The 21135-nt window shown below is 42.4% G+C and carries 20 protein-coding genes; 18 read left to right on the forward strand and 2 right to left on the reverse strand.

The genetic code is table 11. The annotated features are described in order from the left end of the window. Positions 1 to 818: 818 nt before the first annotated feature. Positions 819 to 2120, forward strand: coding sequence for an aldehyde dehydrogenase (locus tag MH215_RS15730; protein ID WP_239291369.1), 1302 nt, complete (start codon positions 819 to 821; stop codon positions 2118 to 2120). Positions 2121 to 2241: 121 nt separating this feature from the next. Here MH215_RS15730 and lexA read toward each other — a convergent pair whose 3' ends face one another. Next, the gene (lexA, locus tag MH215_RS15735; protein WP_056689962.1) at positions 2242 to 2868 is read right to left on the reverse strand and encodes a transcriptional repressor LexA; all 627 of its coding nucleotides are present in this window, start codon (positions 2866 to 2868) and stop codon (positions 2242 to 2244) included. Positions 2869 to 3163: 295 nt separating this feature from the next. Between lexA and yneA the strand changes: the two genes are divergently transcribed. From yneA to MH215_RS15775, 8 genes are all read left to right on the forward strand, one after another. After that, positions 3164 to 3541, forward strand: a complete 378-nt coding sequence (yneA, locus tag MH215_RS15740) for a cell division suppressor protein YneA (protein WP_239291370.1) — start codon at positions 3164 to 3166, stop codon at positions 3539 to 3541. Between the two features lie 96 nt (positions 3542 to 3637). Beyond that, entirely contained in the window at positions 3638 to 3847 is a 210-nt protein-coding gene (locus MH215_RS15745) for a DUF896 domain-containing protein (protein ID WP_056689967.1), read from the forward strand. A 244-nt stretch (positions 3848 to 4091) separates the two neighbouring features. Beyond that, a complete protein-coding gene (locus MH215_RS15750) occupies positions 4092 to 4604 on the forward strand; it encodes a hypothetical protein (protein WP_056689969.1) in 513 nt (170 codons plus the stop codon). Between the two features lie 28 nt (positions 4605 to 4632). Continuing rightward, on the forward strand, positions 4633 to 5424 hold the full coding sequence (locus MH215_RS15755; protein ID WP_239291371.1) for an HAD family hydrolase: 792 nt from the start codon (positions 4633 to 4635) through the stop codon (positions 5422 to 5424). 577 nt (positions 5425 to 6001) lie between these two features. Further along, complete coding sequence (locus tag MH215_RS15760) at positions 6002 to 6931, forward strand: ABC transporter permease (RefSeq protein ID WP_056692423.1); 930 nt, start codon at positions 6002 to 6004, stop codon at positions 6929 to 6931. A gap of 12 nt (positions 6932 to 6943) precedes the next feature. Next, positions 6944 to 7813 (forward strand): carbohydrate ABC transporter permease, encoded by an 870-nt coding sequence (locus tag MH215_RS15765; protein ID WP_239291372.1) that lies wholly within the window; start codon positions 6944 to 6946, stop codon positions 7811 to 7813. Between the two features lie 68 nt (positions 7814 to 7881). Beyond that, positions 7882 to 9513: an ABC transporter substrate-binding protein gene (locus MH215_RS15770; RefSeq protein WP_239291373.1), complete on the forward strand. Its 1632-nt coding sequence runs from the start codon at positions 7882 to 7884 to the stop codon at positions 9511 to 9513. Positions 9514 to 9628: 115 nt separating this feature from the next. After that, positions 9629 to 10303 (forward strand): GntR family transcriptional regulator, encoded by a 675-nt coding sequence (locus MH215_RS15775; protein WP_056689979.1) that lies wholly within the window; start codon positions 9629 to 9631, stop codon positions 10301 to 10303. Positions 10304 to 10394: 91 nt separating this feature from the next. Here MH215_RS15775 and MH215_RS15780 read toward each other — a convergent pair whose 3' ends face one another. Continuing rightward, positions 10395 to 10946 (reverse strand): acireductone dioxygenase, encoded by a 552-nt coding sequence (locus MH215_RS15780; RefSeq protein ID WP_056689982.1) that lies wholly within the window; start codon positions 10944 to 10946, stop codon positions 10395 to 10397. 237 nt (positions 10947 to 11183) lie between these two features. Between MH215_RS15780 and metH the strand changes: the two genes are divergently transcribed. From metH to MH215_RS15825, 9 genes are all read left to right on the forward strand, one after another. Further along, positions 11184 to 14564, forward strand: coding sequence for a methionine synthase (gene metH / locus MH215_RS15785; protein ID WP_481857453.1), 3381 nt, complete (start codon positions 11184 to 11186; stop codon positions 14562 to 14564). 77 nt (positions 14565 to 14641) lie between these two features. Further along, positions 14642 to 15580 carry a ribonuclease Z gene (gene rnz / locus MH215_RS15790; protein ID WP_239291375.1) on the forward strand — a complete coding sequence of 313 codons (939 nt, stop codon included), beginning with the start codon at positions 14642 to 14644 and terminating at the stop codon, positions 15578 to 15580. A 354-nt stretch (positions 15581 to 15934) separates the two neighbouring features. After that, complete coding sequence (locus tag MH215_RS15795) at positions 15935 to 16744, forward strand: TIGR01457 family HAD-type hydrolase (protein ID WP_239291377.1); 810 nt, start codon at positions 15935 to 15937, stop codon at positions 16742 to 16744. Between the two features lie 8 nt (positions 16745 to 16752). Next, positions 16753 to 17574 (forward strand): Fpg/Nei family DNA glycosylase, encoded by an 822-nt coding sequence (locus tag MH215_RS15800; RefSeq protein ID WP_239291379.1) that lies wholly within the window; start codon positions 16753 to 16755, stop codon positions 17572 to 17574. After that, positions 17564 to 18412, forward strand: a complete 849-nt coding sequence (locus MH215_RS15805; RefSeq protein ID WP_239291380.1) for a deoxyribonuclease IV — start codon at positions 17564 to 17566, stop codon at positions 18410 to 18412. Before MH215_RS15800 ends, MH215_RS15805 begins: the two co-directional genes overlap by 11 nt. A 21-nt stretch (positions 18413 to 18433) precedes the next feature. Then, positions 18434 to 18775: a cyclic-phosphate processing receiver domain-containing protein gene (locus MH215_RS15810; protein WP_239291381.1), complete on the forward strand. Its 342-nt coding sequence runs from the start codon at positions 18434 to 18436 to the stop codon at positions 18773 to 18775. Continuing rightward, a complete protein-coding gene (locus MH215_RS15815; protein ID WP_239291382.1) occupies positions 18772 to 19089 on the forward strand; it encodes a thioredoxin family protein in 318 nt (105 codons plus the stop codon). Before MH215_RS15810 ends, MH215_RS15815 begins: the two co-directional genes overlap by 4 nt. Continuing rightward, positions 19086 to 19865, forward strand: coding sequence for an ABC transporter ATP-binding protein (locus MH215_RS15820; protein WP_275446188.1), 780 nt, complete (start codon positions 19086 to 19088; stop codon positions 19863 to 19865). The genes MH215_RS15815 and MH215_RS15820 overlap by 4 nt, the downstream gene beginning before the upstream one ends. Positions 19866 to 19871: 6 nt before the next feature. After that, positions 19872 to 20921: an SAM-dependent methyltransferase gene (locus MH215_RS15825; protein WP_239291383.1), complete on the forward strand. Its 1050-nt coding sequence runs from the start codon at positions 19872 to 19874 to the stop codon at positions 20919 to 20921. Positions 20922 to 21135 lie beyond the last annotated feature (214 nt).

The raw sequence follows: 21135 nt of genomic DNA on the forward strand, positions 1-21135 counted from the left end.
ATGGTGGATTCTCCTTGTGTGAATGTGGTGTAGGAACCTTCATTCTACACGAATCCGGCCATGGGCCCTTTTTTATTTATTTTCAGTAGGTGTCGCACTTCATATTACAATCCGTCATGTAAAAATAGATTTTATAAACTCAGGCACAAAGCCAGTCACGTTTACAATAAACCACGGATCGAACACGGGTAATGCGGCAATGTCTGGTACGATTCCAGCAGATGGGAAAATACATACATTTTCTAATGAAAAGTCATGGTCAACTGGAGAGTATTATCTGAATGTTTCATCTGCACAAAAGATGTCAGCTGCTGTGGACGTAGATCTGTTGAAAAGATCACATATTGAATAGTACAGGATAATTCAACCTATAGCCTAAGGCTGATAGGTTTTTTTATTTAAGTACATAGGGACATAAATAAATAAATACTCAATCGATTGGTTACGTATATTTATAGTGAAATATCAAAGATCGGTTAGTAGTAAGTACTACTTGTGAGCAATACTTGTATGAGTGTAAAGATTACAGTAGATATTCAAATTAGCAATCAATATTGCATCATAATGTAAGGGGAAGGAGTAATGTTATTTTTCACTCTTTTATCTGTGTACATAGTTGTGTGTTGTAGTAGCCTTATATATGTATAGTTACGCTCCTAGGTTTAAGGTATGATCTTGGATGATTAGTGATCATTAATGTAAAATAGCATAATGCTATTAATATGTTGAAAGTTCCATATGAATAAGTTATAATTCATTTATATTTTGAACAATTTAATTTTTTAAAACTAAAAAACTCATTAATTGGAGATGTTAATATGAATCAAGCGAAGCAACTTGTTTCCGAACAACGGACATTTTTCTATACAGGTCAAACTAAAAACGTAGAATATCGTATCCGTGCTCTTCAGCAACTAAGAGCAGCAATCGATAAATATCAGCAGCGCATATTAGATGCATTACGTGCTGATCTGAATAAATCAGAGGCTGAGGGATATGGCTCTGAGATTCGAATCGTACTCGGCGAATTAGATTTTGCATTGGAGCATTTAGCGGAGTGGGCTACGCCTAAATCTGTACCTACAGCTGAAGCTATAACTGATGGAGTGAGTACCATATATGCTGAACCGTACGGAGTTGCGCTAATCATTGCACCTTGGAACTATCCATTCCAACTCGCTTTTGGGCCACTTATTGGAGCAATTGCAGCGGGGAACTGTGCCGTTATTAAGCCATCTGAATTAACACCAACAGTTTCTCATCTGATCTACGATCTGATTCAGGATGTATTTCCTAGAGAGTACATTGCAGTCATGGAAGGTGAAGTTGAGACAAGCACGGAGCTATTAAACGAACATTTTGATTATATTTTCTTTACAGGTAGCACGGGTGTTGGACGCATCGTCATGAAAGCTGCTGCTGAACATCTGACTCCGGTTACGTTGGAACTGGGAGGCAAAAGCCCGGTCATTGTTCACAAGGATGCGGATCTGAAGCTTACGGCTCAGCGTATTGTACGTGGTAAATACCTCAATGCTGGACAAACCTGCGTAGCACCAGATTATTTGTTTGTACATGAACAGGTGCATGATGCATTGATTGCGTTAATTCAAGAAGAGATTCAGGACAAATTCGGAAATGACGTAATGAAGAACTCTGATTTCCCACACATTGTTAATGCCCGTAACTTTGATCGAGTGTCGAGATTCCTGGAAGATGGTAAAGCGCTGATTGGTGGTCGTTCTGAACGTGATCAACTGCTTATTGAACCGACAGTATTAGGGGATGTTGACTGGAGTTCAGCAATAATGCAAGAAGAGATTTTTGGCCCGATTCTTCCGGTCATGACCTATCAAGATCTTAAACCCGTGTTAGATGAGATTGTTCGTCGTCCAAAACCATTGGCGTTATATCTATTCACACAAGATGAGCAATTACAGGAGCAAGTTCTGAATCAAGTGTCCTTTGGTGGAGGATGTATTAATGATACGCTATCTCATATGACTTCGCATTACCTGCCGTTCGGGGGCGTGGGGGAAAGTGGTATGGGTTCGTACCATGGACAGCAAAGCTTTGATGTGTTCTCCCATCACAAAAGTATTATGAAACGTAGCAAATAATCGTCAACTATTTAATTAGTTAAAAGTAACGAATAAAAAGAGGTTGTCCTAAACAATAGGACAGCCTCTTTTGTGTATTACACTTCATGTGTAGAAATTGAAGACTGAAAATCAAACCTTATTAATGAATATCGCGGAAAAGACCAATAACTTTACCTAAGATGCTAACATGCTTCAAGCGTAGCGGTTCAAATGTGGCATTTTCCGGCTGAAGACGAATATGATCCTTTTCTTTATAGAAGGTTTTCACTGTAGCTTCGTCATCCTCAGTCATGGCAACAACGATATCACCGTTATCAGCAGTTTGTTGTTGACGTACAATCACATAGTCTCCATTTACAATACCTGCTTCAATCATACTATCTCCTACGACAGAAAGCATAAATACCTTTTGTTCGCCTACATAATGAGTAGGAAGAGGGAAGTAGTCCTCAATGTTCTCTGTTGCTGTGATAGGAACACCGGCAGTTACTTTACCCACAACAGGAATGCGAGCAACGCTGTGAGCGAACTGGTGGGAGTGCTCTGATTCTTCTTGGCTTAACAATTCGATAGCTCTTGGTTTCGTTGGGTCTCTTCTAATAAGACCTTTCTTCTCCAAACGATCCAAATGTCCGTGAACCGTAGAGCTGGAAGCTAGTCCAACAGCTTCTCCAATTTCCCGTACGGAAGGAGGATACCCCTTCAACCGGACTTCATTGCGTATAAACTCCAGAATAGCCTGTTGCCTGCTGGATATCTTCGACATACCGTATCAACCCCATTTAGTAACGTTTGGGAAAATTATAACATAGAACCTCCGTTCGTACAAACATAAGTTCTAAATGAAATGGGATAAAATCAAGAAAATTGCTACAAAAAGATGGGATTTTAAGCATTGAAAATACATCTTGCGACTAAAGGAACAACTTGAGGAAGAATTAAGTCGGAAATGAAGCGGAAAATAAGCGAACAATTGTTCTAAAAAAGTTGTTGAACAAAACAAATGTTCGTGTTATATTGATTCCAACAGATAGGAACAAATGTTTGGAGGTCGATTTTTAATGAGATATTCAACTTATCAAAGTATTTATGAACCAGTAAATTCCGAAGCGGTTAAGACTAACATAGGTAATTTCCAAAAATCATTCGCACAGCTGAAGATGCCAACCTGGATTTTGAAACTCTCTTTGGCGGCTTTCATTATAATCGTTGGATGCAGTACAGTGCTCACTGTATTTGCCGGGAATGAGAACGATTTGTTGCCCGGAGGAAAAATTGCAGTTTCTGAAGGTGATACGTTATGGAGTATTTCTGTAGATTACAAACCGGAAAGCATGGACACGCGTGTATATATAGAAGCAATTAAGCAAGTGAACCAACTTCAGTCGACTACAATTCGAGCTGGACAAGTACTGGTTTTGCCCCAGATTTCCCAATAAAGAGTAGATTCTAACCAGCCAGCCACCACCGACCTTGACAACCCGTCCTGATCATGTCAAAGTTAATATGACTTTGTAATTTTGGAGGGGACAAGATTGGATATAGATAGCCTAGTAGCACGTATTAACGAGTTGGCTCGCAAACAAAAATCTACTGGTTTATCAGAGGAAGAGCTTGCTGAGCGTGCTAAACTTAGAGAAATTTATTTGAACAACATCCGTAGCAATTTCAGACAACAGTTGGATTCCATTGAAATTGTGGATGATGAGAAGGATCAAGGCCGCCAAGGCAAACTCAAACACTAGAGAAACCTAATGATGTCATTATGATATTTAGGTTTCTTACTGTTATTTTGAGAATGCTGTTTTTTTTAGATAATTGAATTTATAAGTTTTCAGTGAAGCTGAACAATTCGATTATCGCAAGAAAAACTTCAGCTGAGCGCGGTCTGTCTTCTTTGAAAGTACGTCGATAGACGTTTTTCTTATAAGAGGGAACTTTTGGTTTACAGTCATGTAAGCCGATACAAAGACAATAAGGGGGATTCTCATGGCTCGTTCGTTCGAGAGAACGGTTCGGAAAAATTCTAAGCAGTTGAATCAACAACGCAAAAAGAGTGGTCAGCAAGTTTCAGGTACACCAGGAGTCGATATTTTTAAAGGTCGTAGCCTGTTGTTCCCTATATTCTTGATAGGACTTGCGTTTCTGTATCTGTTTATGAGTACATTTCTTGTGAAAGCTCCAATGACAACCTGGGATTGGGTTACTATGCTGCTGTACGTATTTTTGGCAGTGATCTTTCTCCTTCGTCGTCCTTACCTTAAGATTGGAAACAGTACGATTGCGACAATCAAAGGTAACCGTGAACGGTCGATCGGCGTTGACGATATCGTGAAGTTCCGAATTGAGCCTGGCTCAGTTGTCATTGAACACAACGGTCGTGGTAAGAGATGGGTATTCACTAAATTGTTGAATCGTTACGATACAGATGCGATTACTGAGCGTCTTTTGAGATTTGCTAAGTCGCATCAGATTACTGTGGAAACTTACGAGCAAAAGTAATTACTGCATAAAGGGGAAGATGACCGTAATGACGTTAAAAGCGATTTTGTTCGATCTAGATGATACATTGTTATGGGATGAGCGCAGTGTTAGAGAAGCTTTCCATGAAACTTGTCTTGTAGCTGCGCAAGAGACAGGCGTTGATCCGGCTGAACTTGAAGAAGCTGTTCGTAATGAAGCACGGAATCTGTATGAATCCTACGAGACATTTGCGTTCACCAAGATGATTGGAATTAACCCATTTGAAGGTCTGTGGGCTAACTTCACAGGTGGTGATCAACCGGAGTTTCGCCAGTTAGAGCAGCTTGCTCCAGTGTATCGTAGGGATTCATGGTATCGTGGTCTCTTGAAATTGGGTGTGGATCGTAAAGATCTTGCGGACAGATTGGCATCCCAGTTTGGGGCAGAGCGTAGATCTAGACCTCATATCTATGAGGAAACGATGGATACGTTACGTCATCTTCAAGGAAAGTTCAAACTTTTGCTTTTAACGAATGGTTGTCCAGCTCTTCAACAAGAGAAGTTAGATGGTGTTCCTGAGATCGTACCTTTCTTTGATGAAATCATTATCTCTGGTTCTTTTGGTAAAGGTAAACCTGATCCATCTATCTTTCAGTATGCTTTAGATCAATTAGGTGTTCAACCTGAAGAGAGTATGATGGTTGGAGACAAGCTCACGACGGATATTCGCGGTGCTTTATCAACTGGGATTAAGTCAGTATGGATTAATCGTGAGAACAAAGAGAACGCCGAAACGTATACACCTGATCATGAGATTAAGCATCTTTCGGAATTGGAACGTATTATTGCTACATTCTAAAGAGATTTACGATGTCGTTTAATTACCAAACATCAATGACTTGTGTTGAGATGGAAGTTCATCCAGCACGGTCATTGATGTTTTTTTGTTTTAAAAGAAATCAGCAACTATTGAGAGCATAGCGAACGATTATTTTTTTTGTAAAAGTTATTGAAATAATGTATTACCTGGATTAGAATATAACTAACATACTAGTATGACTAGTATATGGAAAAGTAATGAGCGGAATTTCAAATTTTGGTTTTAATGAGAAGTTTGAGTATACCATATTTATTTTCATTTTTTTGTAAGCGCTTTACATAACTTTGATTCAGTTAAATGGAATACAGAAGAGAAAGATTCAACGCTGCTCTGAGGAAAATGCTTAGAGAATGCAACATCACCCAATAAAATGATATCGCTTACATTTACAGCTTGTTTATTCCGTAGTGGGGGTGAGATTGGTCTGTTGGTATAGTCTTCAACACAAAGAAGAGGTGGGAGTTGTAATCGAAGTTTTGGTTCTCAGTTACATTATCAAGATAGGGATCGGAGTGAGTGACACATGGAGTCTGAAACAGCTAAAGCCACACTAACGATGACATCTTTACGTAAAGAGAGCAAGCTTAGAACAATGGGAGCAATGTTCCGCAAGGATTGGCAGTTATACTCATTGTTAATTCTACCCATTATTTACCTTATCATTTTCAAATATGGACCAATGATCGGCAATATTATTGCATTTAGACGTTTTGTACCAGGGGGAAGCATCTTTGGGGAAACTTGGGTTGGACTAAGATACTTTCAAATGTTCATACAAGATCCAACTTTCTGGAAAGTATTTAGCAATACGTTAATGTTAGGTGGACTCGCATTGCTATTTACTTTTCCAGTTCCAATCATTTTTGCTCTTTTACTAAATGAAGTGAAAAGTAAACGTTTCAAAAAATTCGTGCAAACTGCTTCGTACCTTCCACATTTTCTGTCCATCGTAATCGTAGCAGGTATGATTCTACAATTGACTTCAGTGAATGGTTCTATTAATAGTCTAGTCTCATTCTTTACAGGTGAGAGCATTCCGTTCATGCAGAAAGCAGAGTGGTTTAGAACCATCTATATTACATCTGAAATCTGGCAGGGAATGGGCTGGGGAGCCATCTTGTATCTTGCGGCACTGACAACGATCGATGACTCCCTATATGAAGCAGCACGGATCGACGGAGCAAATCGATGGAAACAAACGATTCATGTTACGATCCCAGGTATTTTACCAACGATTGTCACCTTGCTTATATTGAACATGGGTAATTTCTTAGCTGTTGGTTTTGAGAAAATTTTGCTCTTATACAACCCGCTTATATATGAAACTTCTGACGTGATTTCAACCTATCTATACCGCGTCGGTATGGGTACAGGTAACTTTAGCTATGCAACCGCGATTGGGTTATTTGAATCTGTGATTGGATTGATTCTGGTATTCTCGGTTAATGCAATCTCACGCAGACTGACACAGCGAAGCTTGTGGTAGAGGAGGGGCAGCATGATTGAATCTAAATCTTATAAAGTGTTTAAAGTATTTAACGCCATTTTTCTGATCCTTGTTGTATTCATTACGCTTTATCCGTTCCTTAATGTTGTAGCCCAATCATTCAGCAGCGAGTCCTACATTAACTCAGGTAAAGTAAGTTTGTTCCCAAGAGGTTTTAATGTAGAAACGTACAAAACGATTTCAGCGGACAGCATGTTCTGGACCAATTATAAGAATACAATTATCTACACTGTTGTTGGTACGCTGATTTCGATGTTCATGACAACGATCTTTGCGTATGCTCTCTCCAAGAAAAGACTCATGGGACGAAAATTTCTAACGATGTTTGCGGTGTTCACGATGTTCTTTAGTGGAGGTTTGATTCCAAACTATGTGTTGATTAATTATCTTGGTTTTAACAATACGATGTGGGCAATTGTAGTTCCTGGTGCAATTAGTATCTATAACATGTTAATTATGAAATCATTCTTTGAAAATATGCCTGAGGAGTTAGAGGAAGCCGCAGCTATTGATGGACTGAATACGTATGGAATCTTGCTAAGAATTATACTGCCGCTGAGTAAAGCCGTCATGGCAACCATGGTTCTATTTTATGCAGTAGGTCATTGGAATTCCTGGTTTCCAGCATTCCTGTACCTCGACAAAAAGGAATTGTTTCCCGTTACGATTTACTTGCGTAATATGATCGCTGGCGCGACCGGTGGAGCTTCAGCAGGTGCTTCGGCCGATAACTTAACTCAAATTGCCGCAAATATTAAATCCGTCACGATGGTACTTACCATTTTACCTATTCTCACGATTTATCCATTTGTTCAGAGATATTTTGTAACCGGTATCATGTTGGGGTCAGTTAAACAATAGTCCCAATTCGATATAGTTCTCATTTGAATTTTAAGGCCAAACTTAAACCACATGCAGGGGGTAACGAAATGAAACACAGACCACGTAAGCTTGTAGGCAAGATGGTTTTGGCAACAATGATGAGTGTTGTTCTAGCAGCATGTAGCAGCGGGGGTGGTAGTGAAGGGAAAGTAGAACCTGAGACGCTGGGGGCAATGGAATCGTATAGTGTCGGTGATACGTTTAAGGCAACGGAACCGTTTAAGCTGCCAATCCTGTATAGTGATCATCCATCGTATCCGTACAATAAGGATTGGCTATTGATTAAGAAGATCACGGAGCTAACGGGCGTAACATTGGATCCAACGATTGTTCCGATGAGTGATTATTCACAGAAAAGATCCCTTCTGATCAGTTCTGGTGACGCGCCATTAGTGATTCCCAAAACGTATCCAGGTGAAGAGTCGGCCTTTGTATCCTCAGGTGCGATTCTGCCAGTGAGTGATTATGTTGATATGATGCCTAACTTCAAGGATAAAGTAGAGAAGTGGGGACTGGAAGATGAGCTTGAGGGATTGCGGCAAGAGGACGGAAAATATTATGTACTCCCAGGTCTTCATGAAGAAGTCTGGCCAGATTATACACTGATTGTCAGAACGGATCTATTTGAGAAAAATAATATTGCTATTCCTTCGACCTGGGAGGAGTTATATGACGCAGCTAAAAAGCTTAAAGAAATTTATCCCGATTCCATTCCGTTCTCCGATCGCTTTGAATTCAACAGCACGTTGAACATTGCTGCCACTGGCTTTGGAACAAAAGGTGGGTGGGGATTTGGTAACGGTTTGACGTACAAGAAAGATCAGGATGAGTTCGTATATACTGCAACGACACCAGAGTACAAGGAGATGCTGACGTACTTTAACAAGTTGGTGTCTGAGGGACTTCTGGACAAAGAGAGCTTTACTCAAGATGATGATCAGGCTATTCAAAAATTTGTATCTGGTAAATCCTTTATGATTAACGGTAACTCGCAAACCCTTGTACTACACCGGAATGATATGAACAAAACATTAGGTGAAGGGAACTTCTCCATTGCCAAAATCACTGTACCTGGTGGGCCGAAAGGTCAATTGATGTCCGGTTCTAGACTTGAGAACGGGGTCATGATTTCAGGCAAAATTAAAGATAACGATTACTTTCAAGCAACGTTGCAATTTATTGACTGGTTATATTACAGTGACGAAGGTCAGGAATTTGCCAAATGGGGTGTTGAAGGAGAGACGTATACCAAACAAGATGGTGTGCGCAAATTAGCGGATGAAGTGAATTACAACGGATTGAATCCAAAAGGAACGAAGGATTTACGTATTGATTATGGCTTTTCAGGTGGTGTATTTGCCTATGGCGGAACGACAGATCTGCTTCACTCCATGTTTAGCGAGGAAGAGTTAAAGTTCCAACAGGCTATGAAGGATACCAAGGAAGTCATTCCGGCTGAACCGCCTATCCCATACTCTGACATTGACCGTGAACAGGTAACATTGTTAAGCACTCCCTTGAAGGACTACTCAGATCAGAATACGCTAAAATTCATCTTAGGAGATCGTGATATTTCAGAATTTGATACATTTGTAGAAGAGTTAGAAAAACAAGGCCTGTCACAATATATTGAGATCTCAAATGATACGTACAAGAAGTACAAAGAAAATAATCAGTAATAGTATCTAATCTAGAATGTACCTATTACCTATTGCCGTTTCACTGACCTAGTTTTAGTGGGACGGCAATTTGTGGTAGTATGGGTGGATACGGCTGATAGAAAGAGGTTAAACGATGTCACTTCACCAGAAGATTAGAGGCTCAACCCGAGCTTATTCATACAACCTCATCAAGGAACGAATATTTCATCTAGAGCTTGAACCTGGAACCAAAATTTCGGAGAAAGAAATTGCGGATGAATTGCAGGTTAGTAGAACCCCAGTTCGAGAGGCGTTTATGAAGCTTGCCGAAGAGGAGTTGCTGGATATCATTCCTCAGAGCGGAACGATTGTTTCCAAGATTAATCTGGAGCATGTTGAAGAAGGTCGCTTCATGAGAGAGAAGATTGAGAAAGAAATCGTTACGCTCGCTTGTTCCTCATTTGATGATGAATACAAATTCAAAATGGAAACCAATATTGCGATGCAAGAAGTGAGTGCGGATAAAAACAATTTTTACAGATTGTTTGAGTTGGACGAGGAATTTCATCAGATTCTATTTCTAGCTACAGGGAAAATGAGAACTTGGAAAATGCTTCAGCAGCTTAACATTCCCTTTAATCGATTACGGATATTGCGGCTCTCTGAGGTTTCCAACGCCAGCAATATCATTTCTCAGCATAAGGAAATTTATCAACTTATTACAGAACACAAGACAGATCAAGCAGTTGAAGTAATGGAGCAGCATCTTCGTCTCGTTGTGGTGGAGCAGGAAACGATTAAGAGTAAATATCCACATTATTTCATATAAAAAATACAACTGGTGTATAATGACTTCATACACAAAACCCCCTGTTCCGCGGAACAGGGGGTTTGTTGAGCACACACAATCTTGTATGTGATTAATTTTGAGCTTGTTTAATGAATGTAGGATCTGGATAGGGATCAGCAATCCAGCCATTTTTCTCGATAAAGAGTCGAACAGCGATAATTTGTTTATTCTCCATTAGTGTAAAGAAATGCGGTGTGCTTTCTGGTACAGAAATAACGTCTCCAGGAGACAACTCAACATTAAAATAACCTACATCATCAGTGGCTTTAATAACAAAGATACCTTTACCCGCTACGATTGCACGGATTTCATCTTCCGCATGGGTATGAATTTCTTCAAACTTAGCGAGTTTCTCCTCAATGTCAGGGGTTTGTTCAGATAACGTGATTACATCCCAAATCTGATACCCGCGACGTGCAGCTAAGTCTTTGATCTCATGGTCAAAGGTTTCGAGAACTGCGCTTTTTTGATCATCCGTAAGTGCAAAGTTATTTTGCAGCTCGGAGTCCAATTTAGACGCGTCCCATTTTTCGTATAATACTTCATATTTGTCTAAGAAATTTCGAACATTCTCGTCTCCAGTGATACGTTCGTTCGTATTTCGGATTACAATTTCAGCCATGTTCTTTCCCTCTTTTCCACTTGGTTTAATTGATATTATATCGGCTGCAACTAATTTTGTCGATTCACATTTTGTCACAGTGTGCCTAAAAACCGCTAGAGTACGGTTAAAACCGATCTTTCACAATAAGTTAGTTTCTGTTAAACTAAGATTTAACGTTTTGCGGGGGTGAAGATATTGGATAAGCTTAGTCTACACGATGCAATAAAACAACGAATATTAATCCTCGACGGTGCAATGGGGACCATGATTCAACAGGTTGATCTTACCGGCGCAGATTTTGGCGGTGAAGATCTAGACGGGTGTAACGAGATGCTCGTACTTACAAGACCTGACATTATCCAGCGTATTCATGAAGAATATCTGGAGGCGGGAGCCGATTTGATCGAGACCAATACGTTCGGAGCTACCTCTGTCGTACTGGCTGAATACGATATTCAGGATCGTGCCCGCGAGATTAACTTGGAAGCCGCAAGAATTGCTAAAGCTGCGGTGGACAAATTTTCAACGCCTGAGTCTCCACGGTATGTTGTGGGAGCAATGGGACCAACTACCAAAACGCTATCTGTTACTGGTGGCACTACGTTCCAGGAACTTATCGATAGCTATTTCGAGCAAGCTCTCGCTTTAATTGAGGGAGGCGTTGATGCGCTACTGCTTGAAACTTCCCAGGATACCTTAAATGTAAAAGCAGGCAGCATTGGAATTCAAATGGCTTTTGACCAGAGCGGTGTGAAACTGCCTCTTATGATCTCGGGAACGATTGAGCCTATGGGTACCACTCTAGCTGGTCAGAACATTGAAGCATTTTATATATCCTTAGAACACCTTAACCCAATTTCGGTTGGACTAAACTGTGCAACAGGGCCGGAATTCATGCGTGACCACATTCGCTCACTATCTGCTATGGCTTCTGTGGCTGTGAGTTGTTATCCTAACGCTGGCCTTCCAGATGAGAATGGTAACTATCATGAATCGCCTGAATCGCTTGCGCAAAAAATAGGTGCTTTTGCCGAGCAAGGTTGGTTGAACATTGCTGGTGGGTGTTGCGGGACAACCCCTGCTCATATTCGAGCAATGCGAGACACGCTTGACCAATATCCTCCAAGACAAATGAACGGAACTCATCCGCCTGCACTGTCAGGCATTGATCCTGTCTATGTTGAACAAGACAATCGGCCTTACATGGTGGGTGAACGAACAAACGTGCTTGGATCACGGAAATTCAAGCGACTGATCGTTGAAGGGAAATATGAAGAAGCTTCCGAGATTGCCCGGGCTCAAGTAAAAAGTGGCGCTCATATCGTCGATGTTTGTGTTCAAGATCCGGATCGCGAAGAAGCAGAAGATATGGAGAAGTTCCTTGAACTAGTCGTGAAGAAGGTTAAAGTTCCTTTGATGATTGATACAACGGATGCTCAAGTAATTGATCTTGCGCTTCAGTACTCTCAGGGTAAAGCGATAATTAACTCCATTAACCTTGAGGATGGCGAAGAAAAATTCGAACTGGTTACACCACTCATTCGCAAGTATGGTGGAGCAGTTGTTGTCGGCACCATTGATGAGCGTGGTCAAGCGATTAGCAGAGAAGATAAACTTGACGTAGCCAAGCGTTCCTACGATCTTTTGGTGAACAAATATGGTCTTAATCCAGAAGACTTGATTTTTGATACACTGGTGTTCCCTGTTGGTACGGGCGACGAGCAATACATCGGGTCAGCTAAGGAAACAATTGAAGGGATTCGCGTAATTAAGGAAGCAATGCCTGAGGTTCACACGATTCTGGGGATTAGTAACATTTCCTTTGGACTTCCGGAGGCTGGTCGTGAAGTATTGAACTCCGTATTCCTGTATGAATGTACGAAGGCGGGCCTTGATTATGCGATTGTAAATACAGAAAAGCTCGAACGGTATGCGTCGATCCCAGAGCATGAGCGTAAACTTTCCGAGGAGCTTCTATATAATACGAATGATGATACGTTGGCAGCTTTCGTTGCAGCGTTCCGTAATAAAAAGGTAGAGAAAAAAGAGAAAATATCTAATCTCTCCCTTGAGGAACGATTAGCCTCTTACGTTGTTGAAGGAAGTAAGGAAGGGCTGATTCCTGACTTGGAACAGGCTCTAGGCAAATACTCAGCACTTGAAGTTATCAATGGTCCACTTATGCGTGGTATGGAGGAAGTAGGGCGACTGTTTAACAACAATGAACTTATTGTCGCGGAAGTCCTCCAAAGTGCCGAGGTGATGAAAGCTTCCGTAGCTTATCTAGAGCAGTTCATGGAGAAAAATGAGACATCAGTCAAAGGCAAAATTATTTTGGCAACCGTTAAAGGTGATGTTCACGATATCGGTAAAAATCTGGTGGAGATCATTCTATCCAATAACGGTTACCGGATCATTAATTTGGGTATAAAAGTACCACCTGAACGTATCATTGAGGCGTATCGTGAGGAAAAGGTTGATGCAATTGGATTGTCAGGTCTACTGGTAAAATCAGCACAGCAGATGATTGTCACGGCTCAGGATTTACGTACAGCAGGTATTGATGTACCGATCATGGTAGGTGGAGCTGCGTTAACTCGTAAATTCACGAAGAACCGAATCCGTCCAGAATATAATGGAATGGTTGTATATGCGAAGGATGCGATGGATGGTCTTGATTTGGCGAACAAGCTGATGAATCCTGTAACGCGTGAAGTGATGCAGGTGGAGATGGATGCTGAAAAAGAAGCTGATGCTGCGAATTCAGAGAATACTCAGCAACTGCCAGAGCTTACCCGGGTAGAACGTTCTGATATCTCAATTGATCATCCAGTGTTAGTACCTCCAGATCTGGAAAGACATACGCTTCGTAACTATCCGCTATCTCATATTCTGCCTTATGTGAATATGCAGATGCTGTTAGGTCACCATCTTGGCCTTCGTGGTTCGGTAGAGCAACTCCTTGCGTCAGGTGACCAGAAAGCAACAGATCTGAAATCTGTCGTCGATGAAATTATGCAAGAAGCTGTTCGTGACGGCATTATTCAGGCGCATGCGATGTATCGATTCTTCCCTGCTCAATCCAGTGGAAACAGCGTCATCATCTATGATCCTGAGGATACAAGTAACATCTTGCATACATTTACGTTCCCGCGTCAAAAAGTAGAACCTTACTTATGTCTCGCAGACTTCCTGAAGCCCGTTGAATCTGGTCAAATGGATTACGTAGGTTTCTTGGTAGTGACTGCTGGACATGGCGTACGTGAATTGTCAACGAAGTGGAAGGAAGAAGGAGAATATCTCCGCTCACATGCTCTGCAATCTGTAGCGCTCGAAGTCGCTGAAGGTTTAGCTGAGCGGGTTCACCATATGATGCGGGATATTTGGGGCTTTCCAGATCCGGCAACCATGACCATGAAACAACGTCACGGTGCACGCTATCAAGGCATTCGGGTTTCATTCGGATATCCGGCGTGCCCAGACTTGGAAGATCAAGGGCCGCTGTTTAAGCTAATGCAGCCTGAGGATATTGGTGTGGAGCTGACAGAAGGATTCATGATGGAACCAGAAGCATCCGTATCAGCCATGGTTTTCAGTCATCCACAAGCGAAGTATTTTAATGTAGAAAAGGCATAGTATAATAAAATGGTCAGGCAAAGCCCTCCGCATTGTCGGAGGCTTTTTGCTGGCAGCAGAAAGAGGTGCGATCCAGAGTGGAACTATATTTCCTGGGAACTAACGCTGGTGTACCTACGCTGCAGCGGAATGTAACTTCCATAGGACTTCGAATGTTAGACGAGCGAAGAGCGTTATGGTTGTTTGACTGCGGGGAAGGAACACAACACCAGATCTTAAGCTCTCCGCTTAAACTGAGCAAATTGGAGAAAATTTTTATTACCCATCTGCATGGAGATCATGTATTTGGTCTTCCGGGTTTACTGTCAAGCAGAGCATATCAGGGTGGGACAACACCTTTGACGTTGTACGGACCACCGGGAACAGAGCGTATGGTATCAACCGCTATGGAGTTAAGCCAATCTCGCATCAACTATGAGCTTACAATTGTGGAGCATACAGGTGGTAAAATTTTTGAAGATGACAGCTTCATTGTTGAATCTGAGTTATTGGAGCACCGAATTGAAAGCTACGGGTACCGCATTACAGAAAAAGACCGTCCTGGCAGCTTGGATTCTGCGAAGCTTGCGGAATACGGATTGAAACCAGGTCCGCTGTTTGGACGGCTTAAACGTGGTGAAACGATTACGTTGGAAGACGGTACCTTAGTGCGTCCGGAGCATGTTCTGGGAACACCTAAACGTGGGAAAATCATTACGATTCTAGGAGATACACGTCCGTGTGATCATGTGCGAACACTTGCTCAAGATGCGGATGTGCTTGTTCATGAAGCTACATTTATGCATGATTTGGCCGATACTGCCCACGAGTATTATCACAGCACAGCTCAAGAAGCGGCTGAAGCGGCAAGAGCATCGAACGTAGGGCAGTTGATCTTGACTCATTTTAGCTCACGCTATAAAGATGAAGAGCAACTACGGCCACTTTTGGAAGAGGCACAGGAATTATTTCCGAATACGTTACTTGCCATTGAGCATCAACTGATTCCCCTGGCATCGTGGAAGGAAGGACTATAATTCTGTAGCAGATTGATCCACTACTGATCAAGCGTGAATGAGGAATTCATGAAGAACCGGGACTGCGGGAAAGTTACTCCCAAGGTCCCTTTTGCAATCTGACGAGAAAGCGTGTAGGATGTGCAGTATAAGCAGGGAAATAAATCAAATTATTTTCCGGGAAAGCGCAGGAATTGACAAGCTTGTACAGAAGGCGCGCAATGTCATATGTCCGTGTTCGATTCAGTTCGACGTGTTGTGACTCAGTGGGATAACACTCTGTTTAAGACTTCATACATAGCTTCACGTTGGATTTTAGGTTCTATAGTTAAGGACATGGAATGTTAATGGAATTAAAGAAAGGGCGTGTTATGTGTGGTTAAGGCCTATTTAATTGACCTAGACGGCACACTCTATCATGGTAAGCACCGTATCGAAGGAGCTGACAAGCTCATTCGAACATTAGACGAGCAGGGGATTCCTTATTTATATGTGACCAATAACTCTTCACGAACACCCGAAGGAGTAGCGGAGCATCTAAATGCTATGGGTATTCCTGCCAAAGCTTCTCAGGTGTGTACATCTGCAGTAGCTGCAGCTGAGTATGTTGCTCAAGAATCTCCAGGTGCTAAGGTAGCTTGTATTGGGGAAGACGGATTGTTGAAAGCTATTGATGGGGTAGGACTTGAGCTTACTGAAATTGATCCGAAATACGTCATTCAGGGGATTGATCGTGAGTTTACCTATGCTAAATTAACTAAAGCCTTACGGTGGATTAACGCTGGGGCTCAATTTATCATGACCAACCCAGATCTGCAACTGCCTTCTGACGATGGATTAACGCCAGGCGCGGGAACAATTGGAGCTGCCATTGAAGCAGCAACCGGAGTTCAGCCAACGGTGATCGGAAAACCATCCAGCATTATTATGAGATCTGCTATTCACCGCCTGAATCTAAGAGCCGAAGATGTTGCTGTAATTGGAGACAACATGCGAACCGATATTGCAGCAGGGGTGGCAGCGGGGTGTGAAACGTTGCTGGTACTCACCGGTGTTACGACACGTGATAATATGGATGGACATATTCAAGCGGCGAAGGCGCGTCCTGATCATGTGTTTGAAGATTTGCATAAACTGATTGAGTGGCTGTCGCAAACGACAGGCCAAGCATCCAAGAAGGGGTAGATGTTATCATGCCAGAACTGCCGGAAATGGAAAATTACAGAGTATTACTATCTGAAAAAATATTGGATTTACCGATCACGGGTGTGATTGTTAATCGGGATAAATCCATTAATGAAGAAGTTCAGGCTTTCTCACAAGAGCTTGTAGGAAATCGAGTTATTTTTGTCGAGCGTAGAGCGAAGCACCTTATTTTCCATTTAGCTAATGGGAAACGGCTTGTTCTTCATCTCATGTTAGGTGGAATGATATACTGGGGCACGGAAGAAGAGCGTCCAGATCGCTCCACACAAGTCGAAATTCAATTTGGAGAATACACGTTGTTCTTTATTGGCCTTCGTTTGGGTTATCTGCACCTGCTTACTTCGAAAGAAACAGAAGAAGCGATGTCGGATCTTGGCCCAGAGCCACTGGATCGTCGTATGAATGCAGAGCGTTTTGCGAATTTGCTGAAAGGAAGAAGGGGTACACTCAAAACAACCCTAGTTAATCAGCATATTATCGCAGGAATCGGTAATTGTTACTCTGATGAAATTGCATTTGCAGCTGGATTGAGACCAAGCTCCAAAACGCAAAATATTGCTTCTTCGATTGAACTAACGGAGCGGTTATATCATGCGATGCAATCCGTGTTAAGAGAAGCTGCTTCAGAGGGTGGTTATATGGAAATGCCCTTAATGAACGGAGATACGAAGACAGGTAGTTATGATGAACAGTGCCGAGTATATGATCGTGAAGGGGAAGCTTGTCTGCGCTGTGGGGGAACAATCGAGCGAGTAGAGATTACGGGCAAGAAGGCATTTTTCTGTCCGAATTGCCAGAATGAGGCCTAAACTAGGAATCGGTGCACATGTGAGCACGCGGGGAGGTTTTCTTCAAGCAGCCAAGAGGGCGCATGGAATTGGAGCGACAGCTTTTCAGTATTTTCCGAAAAACCCTCGAAGTCTTGTACTGAAGGATTTCGACCAGAGTGATGCGAAACAGTGCAGGGAATGGTGTGAGCAGCATGGGATAGCGTCCATAGGGCACTCACCGTATCCTACGAATCCAGCAATAGGCATGACCCGAGGAGAGGCGGCGTTTCATGCCATAGTTTTATCGATCCGCAACGATCTGGAGATTGCCGAGGCTTGCGGATCGGTTGGAACGGTCGTTCATTTTGGTCACATGAAGAGTATTAACCCGCTTGAGGGTTATCAAAATCTTATTCAATGTCTGGATACGGTTCTGCAAAACTGGACCGGGCAGGCCAAAATACTGCTTGAAAATCAAGCAGGCGATCATGGCTCCATGGGAACCACAATGGAGGAACTAGTGCAAATTCGTAAGCTTAGCCAGTTTCCTGAATATATTGCTTTTTGTTTTGACACCTGCCATGCTTTTGCTTCAGGCATGTGGGATCGAGGAAACGAAGGTGCGATGTTGGAGAAAGGCAGACAGCTCGGATACTGGGAATGGCTTGCGGCAGTACATTTTAATGATTCGAAGTATGCATCTGCATCCTGTAAAGATAGACATGCCAGAATAGGGCAAGGGTATATAGGTCTACAAGGGATGCAGGAGCTGCTCAGCTCGTCTGAATTTCAACAAGCCGTTGTCGTGCTCGAGACGGAATCAGGCGAAGATGGAACGCACCGCGATGATCTTTCGCTCATGCGTTCCTGGTTATAATCAGGGGAGAGGAGCGATTGTATGCATGTGTTTTTGGATGATTACAGAGCCTGTCCGAAAGGGTTTGTATTAGCTATAAATGCTGAAGAGTGTCTGATGCTTCTTCGAGAGGGCGATGTGAATATACTATCTCTCGATTATGAGTTGGGGCCAGATTCGCCGAACGGCGGCGAAGTGGCGGCTTCTATTGTGAGAGAAGGGCTGTACCCACGTGAGATCTATTTGCATACATCGAGCATGTATGGCAAACGGCAGATGTATGAAATGTTGTATAATAACAAACCGAACGATGTAACCATTCATAATGGGCCAATGACAGGAGAAGTTATGCTTCGAGTGGCTGCTGAGGACAATGTCGTATGAAGCCAATTACATCCAAAATGTTAATGCGCAGTGTATGGGAAGGTGTGCCGCAGGCTGTATTTATATATACGCCTCTATGCGGTACATGTGCTGCTGCGCGTCGTATGCTGGAGATTGCTGAGCATCTGCTACCGGCTGATATTCTGTTTGAGATGAACATTCATGACATTCCTGAACTTGTTCAACAATTTCAGATTTCGAGTGTTCCTGCGGTAATGATCTTCGATGGACAGCAGGATGTGCCCAAAATGGTCTATCGAATGAGTTCAGTAGAGCATTTGCTGAATGAAATTCGGAAGGCGGTGCTAAAATGAGTATAATCAAGATGCAGCAGGTCTCACTTAAACGTGAAGATCTTCAGATTCTTGATAACGTAGATCTACACATCCATGAAGGTGAGCATTGGGTCATTCTAGGTCGAAATGGCTCTGGTAAGACAACGCTACTTGAAATGATGAATGGATATATGTTCCCTAGCCATGGACGAATAGAAGTGCTTGGTAATTTATACGGACAATGTGATGTTAGAGAAGTGCGTAAGGAAATAGGTTATATCAGTCAGACCTTGATTGAAAAGCTCACGCCGCGAGATCCAGTATGGGAAGTCGTGGCTACAGGTGCGTATGCATTTTTACGCTTTTATCAGACCATCCCAGAGGAAGTTAAAGAGAAGGCGTTGAAACTTCTTGATGAGATGGGATTTGCCAAACTAGCCAATCATGCACTTGGAACACTCTCACAGGGAGAACGGAAAAAAGTCATGTTAGCGCGATCCTTAATGGCAGATCCCAAATTACTAATTATGGACGAGCCTTGTGCAGGCTTGGATCTCTTCGAACGAGAAAAAATGCTGGCTGAGATTGATCGTCTACGCAAGCGTAATATAACGGTCGTGTATGTAACCCATCATGTTGAAGAAATCGTACCCTTGTTTACACATGTGGCGTTGATTCGTGATGGTCGTATTGCTGCAGCAGGACCTAAACACGATGTATTAACAGAAGAAACAATTAAGCTTACGTACGATATTCCGGTCGAGATCCAGTGGGATGATGGACGTCCTTGGATACGCGTACGTTCTGGAGGGTAACACAATTTGAGTACACAGTCGTCTTGGGGAGAAGGAAGTTTTTCCCGCTTTATATGCACTGCCAATCATGGATTTGCTCCATATGCTCAGGAGGAGCTGCGCCGTGCTTTTGGTGCAGTTAAGAGCACAGTTGTCGTACCAGGTGAGATTTTATTGGCGGGTCTACCTGTCGCTGAAGAAGAAGTATCGAAGAAACTGTTAGAGGAGTCTCCTACGTTTTTACGACATATTCAACCTGTTCAATTCCAAGAAAGTACAGAGAATTCAGAGGAAGCGTTGGATAAGTTTGTTGCTTTTGTTCTGAATCGATCCGAATTGACGGGTGAGCGTGTTGTATTGCAGGTTCGCAAAACAGAGTCAGCCTTCTGGGAGGAAAATGCTGCTTCATTGAAGCAATTGTTAACGGATAAGTTGCACGAACTCAATTGCGAATGGGTTATCCGCGATGCTGATTTTGTTATTTCGGTATTTGTCTCAAGTGATGCGTTATATGCTGGGATTTCTAAGCCTGAACAGAACCTCTCTGATTGGAGTGGCGGAGCGATCCGCTTTCAGAAGGAAGAAGGACAGATTTCTCGCGCGAAGTTCAAGCTACTTGAAGCAGAGCAGACGTTTGGAATCGATTTTACATCGTTCCGCAAAGCGTTAGATATTGGAGCTGCACCCGGTGGTTGGACGTCTTTCTTGCTGGAACGTGGGCTAGAAGTAACAGCTGTTGACCCTGCCAAAATGGATGCAACCCTGCTGCAGTCACCTCGATTGACATTTTTGAAGAAGAATGCAGGGGATGTTCGTTTTCATGATGGAGAATTTGACCTGCTTGTATGTGATATGAGTTGGAGTCCTAAGTTGATGAGCCGCCTTGTATCTGACCTTCTATATAGTCTACAATCAGGCGGAACCGCTGTTGTTACAGTGAAGCTGCTGCATAAGAAGCCACTTGCTCTGATTAAGGAAGTTATTGATACATTTGAGCGCTCACGCATGCAGATTCAACGCTCTAAACAGTTGTTCCACAATCGGGAAGAGATTACACTTTACATGATTAAGTATTAACGTAAACGTTATAGAGTGAATTGAAATTTAAGAGGTTGTTCAAAAAGTACAATTTTGATTACGAGGGATGCCTGACGGCATCTCAGCGTCGAATATGGAATTCAGCCGAAATGTCCGTTGCTCACGTAGTTTGCCTACGCTCCGCTACTCCATTTCTATCTTCATTCCATCTTCTCGGTACTGAAAACCATCCTTTTTGAATACGCACTTTATG

Origin of the sequence: Paenibacillus sp. ACRSA (genome assembly GCF_022346845.1) — a bacterium.
Classification (GTDB): domain Bacteria; phylum Bacillota; class Bacilli; order Paenibacillales; family Paenibacillaceae; genus Paenibacillus.